Below are 13185 nucleotides of genomic sequence, written 5' to 3'. Positions count from 1 at the left end.
GGTGTCCGAAGCTCGAAAGAACCTGGCGAATCTTCGGATGCGCGCCGCACCCGGCACGACCTACCTTGAAGCCAGTGTTGACCTCGATCCTGATTCTTCTGCTCTTCGGCTGCCTGAGCGGCGTGACGACCGTGTTGTTCGGCTTCGGCGGCGGATTCGTCACCGTGCCGGTGGTCGCGGCGGTCACGAGCCGCGGTGACGCGATGCATGTCGCCGTCGCTACGTCCACGGCGGTGATGGTCGTGAACGCGATCAGCGCGACCGTGATGCAAGCCCGGGCCGGACGGCTCCGTCGCGAGTACATCTGGCCGCTCGCCGCGTTCGTCGCAATCGGCGCCGTAGTGGGTTCGGTGGCCGCGACCTATACCGGGGACGGACTGTTGCGCGTCCTGTTCATCGCCTATCTGGCAGTGACCATTGTGGACAGCCTGGTGCGCGGCGGATTCCTTAAGCCGCAAGGGGAATCGAAACCGTTGAGCACGTTCACGACTACCGCAGGCGGGGTCGGAATCGGTGCGGTAGCGAGTTTCCTCGGGGTGGGCGGCAGCGTGATGACGGTGCCGTTGTTGCGCCGCAAGGGGCTTCCGATGGCGGACGCGGCCGCGATGGCGAACCCGCTCAGCGTGCCCGTCGCGGTGGTGGCGACCGCGGTTTACGCGACAGCCGGCGGCGGGCCGTCGGGGTATCTCGACCCGATCGCCGGCGCGGCGCTGCTGGCCGGTTCACTTCCGACGATCGCGCTCGTCCGGCGGGTCGCCGACCGGTTGCCGGACAAGGTGCATGCCGTCGCGTACTTGGTGCTGCTGGCGGCGGCGCTGATCGCCGTGGCGGTCAGCTGAGCACCGACCGCACGGTTTCCTCGTCACGGGCGACCACCGTGGTGCCGTCGTCGGCGGTGATGATCGGACGCTGGATCAGCTCCGGGTGCTTGGCGAGCGCGGCGATCCACCGTGGCCGGTCTTCCGGCGTGCGGGTCCAGGACTTCAGCCCGAGTTCCCCGGCGATTTTCTCGCCGGTGCGGGTGATGTGCCACGGGTCGAGGCCGAGCCGGTCGAGCACCGCGACGAGTTCCGCCTCGGTCGGCGGGTCCTCCAGATAGCGGCGCACGGTGTACTCCGCGCCAGCCTCGTCGAGCAGCGACACCGCCGAGCGGCACTTGGAACACCGCGGGTTCACCCAGATCTCCACGCGCGCAGTCTAACTCGCCCCATATCGGGAGGAGTCCTTGCCGGACAAGAGCCTTCGGTGCGTCCTGCATCACCTGCCCGGACCGGGTGGAACGGGCGTACCGTTCGTACATGACCCTGCCGCTGACCACCGACCGTCTCGTGATCCGGGACTGGACGGCTGACGACGCCGAAGCCGCGTTTCAGATCTACGGCTCTTCCGATGTGACGCATTGGCTGACCCCCGCCATGGACCGCGTCGGCGATGCCGCCGCGATGCGGTCGGTGTTGCAGGCTTGGCAGGAGGCGCAGCCTAATTTGATTCCGCCTCGGGGGAGGTGGGCTGTTGAGTCGCGTTCCGATGGGCGGGTTATCGGCGGACTGGGGATCCGGTTGTTGCCGCCTTATCGGGAGGATTTGGAGCTTAGCTGGCAGTTGCGGCCTGAGGAGTGGGGGCACGGGTACGCGACTGAGGCTGGGCGGGCGTTGGTGGAGTGGGCGTTTTCCCAGGATGGGACTGATGAGTTGTTCGCGGTGGCGCGGCCTAGTAATTCCCGGGCTATTGCTACTGCGGAGCGGATCGGGATGCAGTGGGTCGGGGAGACTACTAAGTATTACGATTTGAGGTTGCAGGTTTATCGGGTTCGGCGGGGGGATGTTGTTTGACTCCCGGCTCGTCGCCTGGCGGCGACATTGCCGTCCTCGGTTGCGTGGGGCACCCCGAAGCTTGATTGTGATGACGGTCTGAGGGTGGTTGTCAAGGCTGGAAAGATGCCTTGACAACCACCCTCAGACCGCATTTTGGCTTCGTATCGGGGGTGCGGGGGTGGTGTGGGTGCACCTCGAGTCGAGTGCATCGGCTGCGGTTCGCGGGTGGCGGGGAACAGCGCCCCAATGTGGCATTGGGTGCATGCGACGCACCCAATGTGGCGTTCGGTGCATGCGACGCACCCAATGTGGCGTTCGGTGCATGCGACGCACCCAATGCCACATTGGGGCGCATCCCGGCGAGTGGCGGGCGGGGTGGGTCGTGAGGGGAACCCTCAGGGAATCTGAGTCCCTCAGGGTTCCCCTCACGGACCATCGCCGTCTCTGAAGTCCGTGAAGGGCTCCTTGCGGGAATCAGATTCCTTCAAGGAGCCCTTCACGGACTTCGGTAGTCAGCGGGTGGCGTTGGCGGGGGTCCAGAGGGAGTCGATTTCTCGTTCCGCCGCTGCCAGGCTTTCCTCGGCGTGGGGGCGGAATTCGGCCAGGCCTGGGTTGACGTCTGCCATGGTGAATTCCGCGGTGATGAAGCGCGGTTCGAGGCCGGTCAGGGAGAGGCCGTGCGGGAGCCAGCCTTCTGCGTGGTCCCAGCCGTGCCGGGGAGTGCCTTCTCCGTAGCCGCCGCCTCGGCTGGCCAAGACCAGGAGTTCTCGGCCGGTGCCCAGCACTGACGGGTCGTCGCCGGCGGAGGCGATGAGGCGGTCTACCCAGGCTTTCACCGAGCTGGGGGCACCGTAGTTGTAGAGCGGCAGGCCCAGCAGGACGGTGTCCGCGGCCAGGACCTCAGCCGCCAATTCCGCGCCGATTTGTGCGGCTTCGAGGTGGGCCGCGGTGTGCTCGGACGACGGGGTGATGCGGGCTTCCCAGGCCAGCGGGTCCAGGTGCGGGACCGGGTTCGCGCCGAGATCTCGGTAGGTCACCGTCCCGTCTGGGTGGGCTGCGCGCCAGGCCTGAGCAGCACGGGCACTGAGTTTGCGGCTTACCGAGCGGTCGCCGTTGATGCTGGAGTCGAGGTGCAGCAGGTGTGCCATGTCGATGACCGTCCGTAGATAGTTTGTGTTGGACAAACCATTTATAGCACGGCAGCTACCCGGCGCGTCTCGTAGACTGGACACATGGCTCCGCTGCCGCTCGTCGCCCAGGCTCCGCGCAGGTCTGGTGCGTTGCTCGAGCACTTCGCGCGACGGATCCGGCTGCGCGCGGAAAGCGTGCTGGCTCCGTTCGGGCTGCGGCCTCGGCATCTGATCGCGCTGACGGTCCTTCAGACGCGCGGGTCCAGCACTCAGCAGTCCCTCGCGCAGATCCTCGAGATGGACAGCACCAACGTCGTCGGCCTGCTCAACGACCTCGAAAACGACCAGTTGATCGAGCGGCGGCGGTCGCCGGAGGACCGTCGACGGCACGTTGTCGTGCTGACTGAGCGCGGGGCGAAGGAGCTGGCTCGCGCGGAGGCGGCGCTCGCGGCGGTCGAGGACGAGGTTTTCGCGGCGCTTGACCCTGACCAGCGCGAACAGCTCTACAACTTGCTGTTGCAGGCGGCTTCGGGAACGGTCGACAGCAGCTCGTGCACGGAGGAACCTCCGGCCTGCTGAACGGGGGGCAGCGAAATGGACGGTGCCGCCGAGCGGCTCGCGAAGTATCGCGCGATGCGCAACTTCGCGAAGACCGACGAGCCGTCCGGTGCGAACGCCCCCAAGGAACCTGGTCACCGGTTCGTCGTGCAGCGGCATCGGGCGCGGCGGAAGCATTACGACTTCCGGCTCGAGCTCGGTGGCGTGCTGGTCAGCTGGGCGGTGCCGAAGGGGCCGACGCTTGACCCGAAGGCGCGGCGGATGGCTGTGCACGTGGAGGACCATCCGCTGGAGTACGCCGATTTCGAGGGCGTGATCCCGCACGGCGAGTACGGCGGCGGCGACGTGATCGTGTGGGATCGCGGACGCTGGGAGCCGGTCGACACCGACGATCCCGAGCAGGCGCTCGCGGACGGGAACCTGCACTTCGATCTGTTCGGCGAGAAGCTGGCCGGGCGCTTCGTGTTGATCCATCCGAAGCGGGACGGCGACGGGAAGCAGTGGTTTCTGCTGCACAAGCAGGACGACCACGCGACGACGGGCTGGGACGCGGAGGATCATCCGAAGTCGGTGAAGAGCGGGCTCACCAATGACGAGATCGCCGCCGCGCCGCCCGCGTTGTGGCGGGGCGATTTGCCTGCGGCCGAGGCGGAAGTGCCGTTGCATCCGGTGTTCGAGCCAGCATCGGAGGACGAACTCAAAGCGCTGAGCGAGCTTGGCAAGCAAGGCGCGTGGACGGTCGCCGGGCGGCAGCTGAAGGTCACCAACCTCGACAAGACATTGATTCCCGGCCGCGACGACGAAGCGCCGATCACCAAACGCGAGCTGATCGAGTACTACACCCGGATCGCGCCGACGATGCTCCCCTACCTCGCCGGCCGCGCGCTCAACACCAACCGGTTTCCCGGCGGCGTCGGCAAACCCGGCTTCTGGCACAAGGAAGTGCCCGACCACGCGCCGGAGTGGCTGCATCGCTGGCATTACGAGGCAGCCGACCCCGGCGACGTGCAGCAGTACCTCGTGCCCTCCGGCGTCGCGGATCTGGCCTGGCTGGCCAATTTCGCCGCGCTGGAGCTGCACGCCTGGACGTCGCGCACGTCCGACGTCGAGCATCCGACCTGGCTGCTGTTCGACATCGATCCCGGTTCCGAGACGTCCTTCGACGACGTGCTCGCGCTCGCCCGGCTGCACCGCGCCGCGCTCGACCACTTCGGGCTCGTCGGGCGGCCGAAGACGACCGGGCAGCGCGGCATTCAGATCTGGGTGCCGGTCGAGCCGCGGTATACGTACGCGGAAACTCGGGCGTGGGCGGAAACCGTGTCGAAGTCGATCGGCAAGACCCTGCCGGACCTGGTGAGCTGGGCGTGGCACAAGGACCGCCGCGGCGGGCTGGCGCGGCTCGACTACACGCAGAACGTGCTGAACAAGACCCTCGTCGCGCCGTACAGCGTGCGGCCGAAGCCGGGGGCGCCGGTGTCCGTCCCGCTGGAATGGGACGAACTCGACGACCCCGATCTCACTCCGGATCGGTGGACGATCCGGACGGTGCTCGATCGCGTGGCGAAGACGGGAGATCCGTTCGCGCAACTGCTCGACGTGCACCAACGCCTGCCGCAGCTGTCGTGAAAATCCCCGCCGCGGCAACGACGGCGAAGCCGATCAGCAGGTAGCGCGCGGACGTCACCATCGACGGTGCGCCCAAGTTCACCAGCAGACCGGCGATCGACGCACCGAACGCGGTCGCCATCGTCAGCACGGTCGCGATCGCGGCCGCCGCTTGCTGACCGCTGGCCATCGCCGCGACCGACAGGTGCGGCATCGCGATGCCGATCCCGGCGCCGCCAACCAGAAGCACAACCAGCCACGCCAAGACCGAAGCGTTTTCCTGCAGCAAGGCAAGCACGACGAACGCGAGAGCCAGCAGCGTCGGTCCGGCCAGGCAGAGCAGACGGACCCGGCGTGCTGACGAACTGACTATCTGACTCACCGACCAGCCGAACGACAGTGCGGCGGAGAAGAATCCCGCTGCGGCAGGCGGTAATCCGCCGAGGTGCTGGCCGAACAGCGGCAGGAACGATTCCACCGACACTCCGGCCGCGAGGCACATGATGGTCAGGTAGATCCACCTCAGCGACGAGCCGGGTTCGTAGGTCGCAGCGGGCAGCACGCGGATCGCAGCGCGCTTCTCGACGAGCAGAAATGCCAGCACGAAGCCAAATCCCAGCACGATGAACGCGGCCATTGCGACGACGTTCGTCAAGATTCCGGCAACGCTCACCGCCCCAACCGCGCCCACGACGGCTACCAGCGCGAAGGCTGGCACGGGGGCCGTCTCGCCGCTTCGCTCACTGCGCGGAAGCGCCCGCGGCACCAACGCCGCGATCACGACAGCCGCGACCGCCAGCACAACGAACGCCACCCGCCACGAACCGAATTGCGCGAACAGCCCGCCGAGCGCTGGGCCGACAAGATTGCCGACGCCGAACATCGCCGAGATCAACGCACTCCCCCGCGCCCACAACTGCTGCGGCAGCGCGGAATGAATCACCGCGAACCCGAGCCCGGTCAGCAATCCCGCGCCCAATCCCTGCACCCCGCGACCGGCCAGCAGCACCGGCATCGCCGGGCTCACCGCGCACACCACCGAGCCCGCCGCGAAAACGCCGAACCCGAGGTAGTACGCGGTCGCGTTGCCGAGCCGGGCGAGCGCCCTGCCGACGAACATCGTCGCGACGACCTGCGCGACCAGGAACGCCGTCATGTTCCACGCGTAGAGCCGTTCCCCGCCGATGTCCGCGACCGCGGTCGGCAAAAGGCTTGCCGCCACGTAGATGGTGACCGCGCCGACGAGCACCCCACCGGCCAGCACGACCGCGGTGCTGAAGTGCGCTCCCAATTCGCGCCACGAACCCACTCTCTTCTCCTCCCGGATGCTTTATGCGGTCGCATCATCTCCGGGCGGGAGACCCCGGTAATCAGACAAATCAGACGTGAACTGTGTCACATTCAGCGTTTGGTGAGCACTACCAGATAGCGGCAGGGCTGGGTGCCGGGATTCTCGTACGCACAGTCGACCGGGCGGCCCAACTGGAGGCAGTCACCTTCCGCGAGTTCGTGCACCACTTCGCCTTCGTGGAAGCGCAGTTGGCCGGACAGCACCCAGATCTGATGGTCGGCGAAGTCGTACGACACCGCCGGGAAACCGGCTTTCGCGCCGGGCGGCAGGTCGACCTCCACGAGTTCGGTCGCCCCGCGCCCCGGCGGCGAGACTGCGCGGCGCACGTAGCCAGTGACCGGGTCCTGCCAGGTCGCTTGGTCCTCGCGGCGAGCGAGGCGACGGTCGTCGTCGCCCTCCGCGCGGGCCACCAGTTCGGACAGCGAGAGCCCGAGCGCGGCGGCGAGCCTGCTCAGCAACACGGCCGTCGGCTGTGCCTCGCCGCGTTCGATTTTCCCGATCATGGCGCGGGAAACACCGGAGCGTTCAGCGAGCGTGCCTGCCGAAAGCTCGCGGTCCTGACGGGCTTCGCGCACCGCCGCGGCGAGTGAGACGGAGAGGGGATCGGTCACAGCGGTCGACTATAGCAGCGGTTCATGTCTACTATCGTGAACATGCTGATTCGACCTGCCGAAGAACGGGACGCCGAAGCCTGCGCGGCGATCTACGCGCCGTACGTCCGGGAAACCGCGATCACCTTCGAGACCGAACCGCCAACGCCGACGGAAATGGCGGCCCGCATCGCGAAAGCGACGAAGTCGTACGCGTGGCTGGTACTGGAAATCGACGGCTCAGTCGTCGGATATGCGTATGGCAGCCCGTACAAGGAGCGCGCCGCCTACCGCTGGTCGTGCGAAGTGAGCGTGTACCTGGCGCAGGATCGCCGACGCGCAGGTGGCGGAAAAGCCTTGTACGAAGCCCTTTTCGCCCGACTCGCCGAACGCGGCTTGCGCACGGCGGTGGCCGGGATGACCCAGCCGAACGAACCCAGCGTCGGGCTGCACAAGGCGATGGGCTTCGAGCTGATCGGAACCTGGCGGCGGATCGGCTGGAAACACGGCGCCTGGCGCGACGTCACCTGGATGCAACGCGAACTCGCCCCCACCACAGACGCCGCACCAGAAGAACCGCGCTAGTCCACCCCGAGGTCGAGTTCCTCGATGTCGTGCTCAAGCCGGGCCCGCCAGGACCACTTCGGTTCCGTCCAGTCCGTGTCCGACGGCGGCGGCTCCCCCAGCGGCAGCGCGGGATCGACCACGCCGTGCGTCACCCGGTAGGCCAGCGCGGACGTCGCCGCGCGGATCCACTTGTCGCCCGCCGCACCGGACGGGGGCGCGACTCCGAACGCGTGCGTGAACCACACCGGCAGCAGCGCGCTCGACCCGATCGCCTCGGTGATCCGCTCGCGCAGCCGGGAATGCAGCTCTTCCCAATCCCGTTCGCACTTCTCGATCTGCGGCAGCACCCGCGTCCGCGTCACCTCGTCCGCGGCCAGAAGTTGTTGCGCCGCTTCGGCGTCCTCCCGCGCGGCAGGCAACTGACGATCCAGCACACCGCGCCGTCGAGCGACCACTTCGGACAGTCGCGACTCCGCGTCGTCCCGTTCCGGCGTGCCGCGCTCGGCGGTCGCCAGCACCTCCAGCACGCCGATCAACGCCACTTCGCACTCCGCCAACGCTTTCTGCGCCTGAGGCAGCCGCGCGACGTCCTCTTCGTGCGGTCGGCGCTTGCTCGGCGTGAGCAGCTGCGCGGCGAGGCTGTGTCGCCGTTCCGCTTCGGCGGCGAGCTGTCGCAGCCGCGGGCCGACGTCGTCCAGATCGACCACCGGAACCTTCTCCGACACCCGCACCGCGCGTTCGAGCACCAGCAGCCGCTGCCGGAGCCGTTCCAGCTGCCGGGCGGTGTGGTCGAGGCGGGTTTCGTGCCGGGAATGCGTTTCGGTGAACGACTCGACGGTCTCGCGCAGCTCGGAAAGGTCGCGGACAGTGCGGCTTTCCAGATCGTCGACGGTCTCTTGCATACCGCCGACAGTGTCGGTGAGAGCAACCAGTTCCGGATCGGCCTCCGGGCCTTCCTCGGCCGGGTAGTACTCGGTGTCGCGGTAGTACTCGGAGTAGGTCACCGCGCCTCCTGCACCAGAAACGCCACGGTCGCGACCATGGCGAGCGCCGCCAGAATGACCATGATCGGCTGGACGGCCGGTCCGGCCCCGATCAGCGCGACCGCGGTGAAGATCGCCGCCAAAGCCCCGCTGTACGCCGCCCGCTGCCGCCGGTTGACCATCAGCGGCGTCGGACCGAGCGGCCCGAACGCGATCCGCAAGCCAGCGCCCAGCAACGGCAACGCGAGCAGCAGCCAGACCGGGTTGAGCGCACCGAACAGCATCATCGCACCGCTCACCATCCCGACCGCGACCGGCGCGACCGCCAGGTACAGCGTCGTCCGCTGGACCTTGCCGCGCTTCGCTTCCAACCGGGCGAGCCGCACCTGCTCGACGGCGGCGTCGACTTCCTTCTCGGTGCTCAGCAGCGTCTCCGCCCGCTCGACCAAGGCGTCGAGCGTCTGCGTGCGTTCGTCGTCCGCCTGGTCCGGCAGCTGCGCCAGACCCGCGCGAATGTCACGGCGGAGCGCGGACGCGCGCGCCATCACGTGGTCGCGCTGGTCCTCTGCGGGCGTAGTCACCTCGCCACTGTAGGTACCAAACGCACCGAAGCCGGGGAACGACGCGACTTCCACCGGATCCAGTCAGAGGCTCAGCAGGTCCTGGCCGACGACCACCTCACCGTCGAACCCGGCCGCGGCGTGCTCGCGCCATACGTCGTCGGGAATGTCCGCATCAGTCGGGACGAAATGCGACAGCACGAGAGTCCGGACGCCCGCTTCCTTGGCGAGCGCACCAACCCGGTCGACGCTCGTATGGCTCGCCAGCAGATGGCCCCGCAGCGTCGTGCCGTTGAACTGGCGCACCATCTCGTCGACTGCGGGGACGTACATGACCTCGTGCACCAGCACATCCGCCCCCTCAGCGAGCCGCACCAGGTTCTCGCACGGCGCGGTGTCGCCGGAGATCACGATGGACCGGTCGGCGGTGTCGACGCGGTAGGCGAACGCGTCGACGATCGGCGGATGGTCCACGCGGGCCGCGGTGATCCGCACGTTCTCGTCCTCGAAGACCACGCCGTCCGCCGCGATCTCGTGTGGATCGAGCAGCTGGTCCAGCGGACGCAGGCCCTCGTCGCCGACTCGGGTGTCGATGTCGAAGCGGTTCATCGCGAGGAAATGCCGGGTCATCTCCGCGAGCGGCGGCGGGCCGAACGCGGGGACTCGACGTTCCAGGTTGGCCGCCCAGGCCAGCAGGTAGAGGTTGCCGTAGTCGGCGTTGTGATCGGAGTGGTGATGGGTGATGCCGACCGCGCGCAGCGAGTCCAGCTTGATTCCCGCATGCACCAGCTGCCGGGCGACGCCGTTGCCGCAATCGATCACGTAGGTCGCGCCGTTGACGACGATCGCCTGCGCCGGAGCGCTCCGGGTGCGTTTCGGCGCGGGACCGCCCGCCGTGCCGAGAAGGATCAGTTGCGTGGTCATCCGCGCTCGCTTTCGAGGTTGAAGGAATCAGTTCGCGACCGGCGCGCCAGCCACACTCCGAACCCCAGCACACTCCAGGCTGCCAGCGCGAGGAGCGCGGGCGGCGTGATCTGCTTGAGCAGCAACCAGGTCTGCCCGCCCAGGATCGCGACGCCGAGCACGGACAAAACGGCGTGCGACGTCCGGCGCATCCGGAACGGGGCCGCCGCGTGCAGTTCCGGCCGCAGCCGGCGCACCCGCCACGACGCGATGATCAGCAGAGTCAGCAACGGCCCGGTGACGATCGACGTCATGGCCGCGATGTTCGCGACGCTGAACCCGGCGAGCACCGGGACTACGCCGATCAGGTAAAGGATCGCCAGCAGCCAGTGCGGAGTGCCGAACCGGCGGTTCACCGCGCCGAGCCCGGCGGGCAGCCAACCGTCCCCGGTCGCGGCGAGCACGGGTTTCGTCGCGGCCAGCAGCAGCGAATTGATGTGCCCGATCACCGACGCCATCGCGCCGCCGAGGATGAAGAACGCGAACCCGCCCGGGGACAGGATGTGGCGGGCGACGTCGGACATCGGCTTGCCCGCCGACGCCTCCGCGCCGAGTACGCCCACCGACGGGATCGCCACGATCACGTAGATCACCGCCGCGACGAGGGTTCCGCCGACAACGGAAAGCGGGAGGTCGCGACCCGGACGCTTCATCTCGCCGCCGATGTCGGCGATGAGGAACGCGCCCGTGGTGGCGAAGGTGAGCATGGCCGCGGCGTTGAGCAAGCCGCCGATGCCGTGCGGAGTCAGGTTCCCGAACTCGCTCCACCGCACCTGCCCGGCACCCGCGATCCCGTACAACAGGAAGGCAGCGAGCATGACGACCGCGAGCACAAGGCCGACTCGGCTGGAGAACGTCGCGCCCGCCAGGTTCGTCAGGAAGAACACCGTGATCAGGGCGATCGCGAGCGGCCGGACCGGAACGCCCGGCACGAGCGCGCTGACGTAGTTCGCCCCGGCCAGCGCCATCAGGCTGAGCTGGATCACCGATACGGCGGACAACCACATCGACGCGAATCCGGCTCCGGGCGAGACCAGTCGCGCGGCGTAGGTGTAGCGGCCGCCGGTGACTGGCATCGCGCTGCCGAGGGACGCGATCGGCAGCGAATAGACGATCACCGCGAGCGCCGCGAGGGCGAAGGCGATCGGCGCGCCGGCCCCGGTCAGCGCGATGGCGGTGCCCATCAATGCGACGACCCCGCCGCCGACTACCTGGTGAAACGAGACTCCGACGGCTTGGAAGAGGGAGATGCTTCGCTTGAGGTTCGCGTCTGCGGGTTCGGTCGGCATCGTGATCACTGCCTTCTGCTGGCCGTTGTCGATCGGCACAGCGTCACCCAATCCGCGGCAGTGCGGAAATGCCGAATGCCTGCCGCGGCATAGCTGTTCGGGAATACCGCTGGGATAGCCGGGCAGGCATGGCAACGAGCGAATCAGGCATTGGACGGGCATGGCGTCCGGCAAGAACGATGAGGGGCCCGCGTTTTCCGATTTTGGGGAGTTCCCATGACTGAGGCCGCTGCCCGCGATCTCGACGCTCAGGACCCGTTGCCGACGTCGCGGGCGCAGTTCCACGTCCCGCCCGCGACCGGCGGCGACTACGCCGAGACGGCCTACTTCGCCGGGAACTCCCTGGGCCTGCAGCCGATCGCGACTCGCGCCGCGCTGGACGCGGAACTCGACGACTGGGCGCGGCTCGGCGTCGAGGGGCATGGCGAGGCCGAGCGTCCGTGGGTCTCCTACCACCAGCAGTTGCGCGATCCGACGGCGCGGCTCGTCGGTGCGCGGCCGGGCGAGGTCGTGATGATGAACTCGCTGACGGTCAACCTGCACCTGATGATGGTCAGCTTCTACCGGCCGACCCCGGAACGGCACGCGATCCTCATCGAGGACACCGCTTTCCCGTCCGACAGCTACGCGGTCCGCAGCCAGGCCGCGTTCCACGGCTACGACCCGGACGAAGCGGTCATCCGGCTTTCGCCGCGTCCCGGGGAATCGACGTTGCGCAGCGAGGACGTCACCGGCTGGCTGGCCGAGCACGGAGACCGGGTCGCGCTCGTCCTGCTGGGCGGGGTCAACTACTACAGCGGGGAATTCCTCGACATCCCGGCGATCACCCGTGCCGGGCACGCCGCCGGAGCGGTCGTGGGCTGGGATCTCGCGCACGCGGCGGGCAATGTGCCGCTGCGGCTGCACGACTGGGGCGTCGACTGGGCCGCTTGGTGCACCTACAAATATCTCAACAGCGGTCCGGGTGCGATCGCCGGAGCGTTCGTGCACGAACGGCATCTCGCCGATCGGTCGCTGCCGAAACTGGCCGGTTGGTGGAGCACCGACCCGGACGTGCGGTTCCGCATGCATCCGACGGTGACGCCGGTCGACACCGCCGACTCGTGGCAACTGTCGAACCCGCCGATCCTCGCCATGGCCCCGGTGCGGGCTTCGCTGGAAATGTTCGACGCGGTGGGCATGGATGCCTTGCGCGCCAAGAGCATCCGGCTGACCGGCTACCTTGGGACGCTGCTCGACGAGACCGGCGCGGGGCGTCCGATGGAGGTCCTCACGCCCCGCGAGCCAGACCGCCGGGGAGCGCAGCTTTCCGTCCGGCTACACGGTTTGGACGCCGATGCGGTCAGCGCCGCGCTGCGCACCCGGCACGGAGTCATCGCGGACGCACGCCGCCCCGACGTCATCCGCCTCGCGCCGGTGCCGATGTATTCCACCTTCCACGACTGCTGGCGCGCGGCGACCGCGATGGCGGACGTCGTCAGCGGTTCTTGCGCCGGATCTTGATCGCGCGCAAGTCGGTGACCGCGTAGTTCAGGTCCCGATACGGCAGTCCGTGCTCGGCCAACGCGGCGGTCGCGCCGTCTTTCGCCGCGCGTTCGTCGTCGTCCGGACCGGCCGGGACCTGGCAGCGGAAGGTGAACGCCGTCGCGTTGACGTCGTAGCTGAACGTACCTTCCTCAGTGAAGGCCACGTCGGTCTTGGCCTCCAACGCAGCGCGCGCACTCTCGTCGAGAGCGTCGAATTTGCCGCGGATGATCACACGGAACGCGTCCATG

General features: G+C 68.2%; 15 protein-coding genes. 6 read left to right on the top strand and 9 right to left on the bottom strand.

The window, feature by feature from the left end:
• The first annotated feature begins 74 nt into the window (after window positions 1–74).
• A complete protein-coding gene (locus ACFORO_RS03585) occupies window positions 75–839 on the top strand; it encodes a sulfite exporter TauE/SafE family protein (RefSeq protein ID WP_377869462.1) in 765 nt (254 codons plus the stop codon).
• Here ACFORO_RS03585 and ACFORO_RS03580 read toward each other — a convergent pair.
• Window positions 832–1188, bottom strand: coding sequence for an ArsC/Spx/MgsR family protein (locus ACFORO_RS03580; protein WP_377869461.1), 357 nt, complete (start codon window positions 1186–1188; stop codon window positions 832–834). The two genes, ACFORO_RS03585 and ACFORO_RS03580, sit on opposite strands and share 8 nt — an antisense overlap.
• A 110-nt stretch (window positions 1189–1298) precedes the next feature.
• On the opposite strand from ACFORO_RS03580, the gene ACFORO_RS03575 reads away from it, so the two are divergent.
• Window positions 1299–1832: a GNAT family N-acetyltransferase gene (locus tag ACFORO_RS03575; RefSeq protein ID WP_354751222.1), complete on the top strand. Its 534-nt coding sequence runs from the start codon at window positions 1299–1301 to the stop codon at window positions 1830–1832.
• Between the two features lie 494 nt (window positions 1833–2326).
• Here ACFORO_RS03575 and ACFORO_RS03570 read toward each other — a convergent pair whose 3' ends face one another.
• Window positions 2327–2962: an FMN-dependent NADH-azoreductase gene (locus ACFORO_RS03570; RefSeq protein WP_377869460.1), complete on the bottom strand. Its 636-nt coding sequence runs from the start codon at window positions 2960–2962 to the stop codon at window positions 2327–2329.
• A gap of 84 nt (window positions 2963–3046) precedes the next feature.
• Here ACFORO_RS03570 and ACFORO_RS03565 point away from each other — a divergent pair, with 84 nt between their 5' ends.
• Both ACFORO_RS03565 and ligD read left to right on the top strand, forming a co-directional pair.
• Complete coding sequence (locus ACFORO_RS03565; protein WP_354748503.1) at window positions 3047–3523, top strand: MarR family winged helix-turn-helix transcriptional regulator; 477 nt, start codon at window positions 3047–3049, stop codon at window positions 3521–3523.
• Between the two features lie 15 nt (window positions 3524–3538).
• Window positions 3539–5128, top strand: coding sequence for a non-homologous end-joining DNA ligase LigD (gene ligD / locus ACFORO_RS03560; protein ID WP_377869459.1), 1590 nt, complete (start codon window positions 3539–3541; stop codon window positions 5126–5128).
• Here ligD and ACFORO_RS03555 read toward each other — a convergent pair.
• Window positions 5019–6416 carry an MFS transporter gene (locus ACFORO_RS03555; protein WP_377869458.1) on the bottom strand — a complete coding sequence of 466 codons (1398 nt, stop codon included), beginning with the start codon at window positions 6414–6416 and terminating at the stop codon, window positions 5019–5021. The two genes, ligD and ACFORO_RS03555, sit on opposite strands and share 110 nt — an antisense overlap.
• A gap of 92 nt (window positions 6417–6508) precedes the next feature.
• Window positions 6509–7069 (bottom strand): helix-turn-helix domain-containing protein, encoded by a 561-nt coding sequence (locus ACFORO_RS03550; RefSeq protein ID WP_377869457.1) that lies wholly within the window; start codon window positions 7067–7069, stop codon window positions 6509–6511.
• Window positions 7070–7111: 42 nt separating this feature from the next.
• Here ACFORO_RS03550 and ACFORO_RS03545 point away from each other — a divergent pair, with 42 nt between their 5' ends.
• On the top strand, window positions 7112–7633 hold the full coding sequence (locus tag ACFORO_RS03545; RefSeq protein WP_377869456.1) for a GNAT family N-acetyltransferase: 522 nt from the start codon (window positions 7112–7114) through the stop codon (window positions 7631–7633).
• Here the strand turns inward: ACFORO_RS03545 and ACFORO_RS03540 are convergent.
• The 4 genes from ACFORO_RS03540 to ACFORO_RS03525 form a co-directional block, all read right to left on the bottom strand.
• A complete protein-coding gene (locus tag ACFORO_RS03540) occupies window positions 7630–8619 on the bottom strand; it encodes a hypothetical protein (RefSeq protein WP_377869455.1) in 990 nt (329 codons plus the stop codon). The genes ACFORO_RS03545 and ACFORO_RS03540 overlap by 4 nt on opposite strands.
• Window positions 8616–9179 carry a hypothetical protein gene (locus ACFORO_RS03535; protein ID WP_354748513.1) on the bottom strand — a complete coding sequence of 188 codons (564 nt, stop codon included), beginning with the start codon at window positions 9177–9179 and terminating at the stop codon, window positions 8616–8618. The genes ACFORO_RS03540 and ACFORO_RS03535 overlap by 4 nt, the downstream gene beginning before the upstream one ends.
• Window positions 9180–9242: 63 nt before the next feature.
• Window positions 9243–10082, bottom strand: a complete 840-nt coding sequence (locus ACFORO_RS03530) for an MBL fold metallo-hydrolase (protein WP_377869454.1) — start codon at window positions 10080–10082, stop codon at window positions 9243–9245.
• Window positions 10079–11449 carry an APC family permease gene (locus ACFORO_RS03525; RefSeq protein WP_377869453.1) on the bottom strand — a complete coding sequence of 457 codons (1371 nt, stop codon included), beginning with the start codon at window positions 11447–11449 and terminating at the stop codon, window positions 10079–10081. The genes ACFORO_RS03530 and ACFORO_RS03525 overlap by 4 nt, the downstream gene beginning before the upstream one ends.
• A 177-nt stretch (window positions 11450–11626) precedes the next feature.
• Here ACFORO_RS03525 and kynU point away from each other — a divergent pair, with 177 nt between their 5' ends.
• Window positions 11627–12913 carry a kynureninase gene (kynU, locus tag ACFORO_RS03520; protein WP_377869452.1) on the top strand — a complete coding sequence of 429 codons (1287 nt, stop codon included), beginning with the start codon at window positions 11627–11629 and terminating at the stop codon, window positions 12911–12913.
• On the opposite strand, the gene ACFORO_RS03515 is transcribed toward kynU, so the two are convergent.
• Complete coding sequence (locus tag ACFORO_RS03515) at window positions 12888–13184, bottom strand: DUF6204 family protein (protein ID WP_377869451.1); 297 nt, start codon at window positions 13182–13184, stop codon at window positions 12888–12890. The two genes, kynU and ACFORO_RS03515, sit on opposite strands and share 26 nt — an antisense overlap.
• Window position 13185: the final 1 nt, after the last annotated feature.

The organism is Amycolatopsis halotolerans (genome assembly GCF_042647905.1).
Lineage (GTDB): Bacteria > Actinomycetota > Actinomycetes > Mycobacteriales > Pseudonocardiaceae > Amycolatopsis > Amycolatopsis halotolerans.
This window is presented reverse-complemented; position numbering and strand designations above follow the sequence as displayed.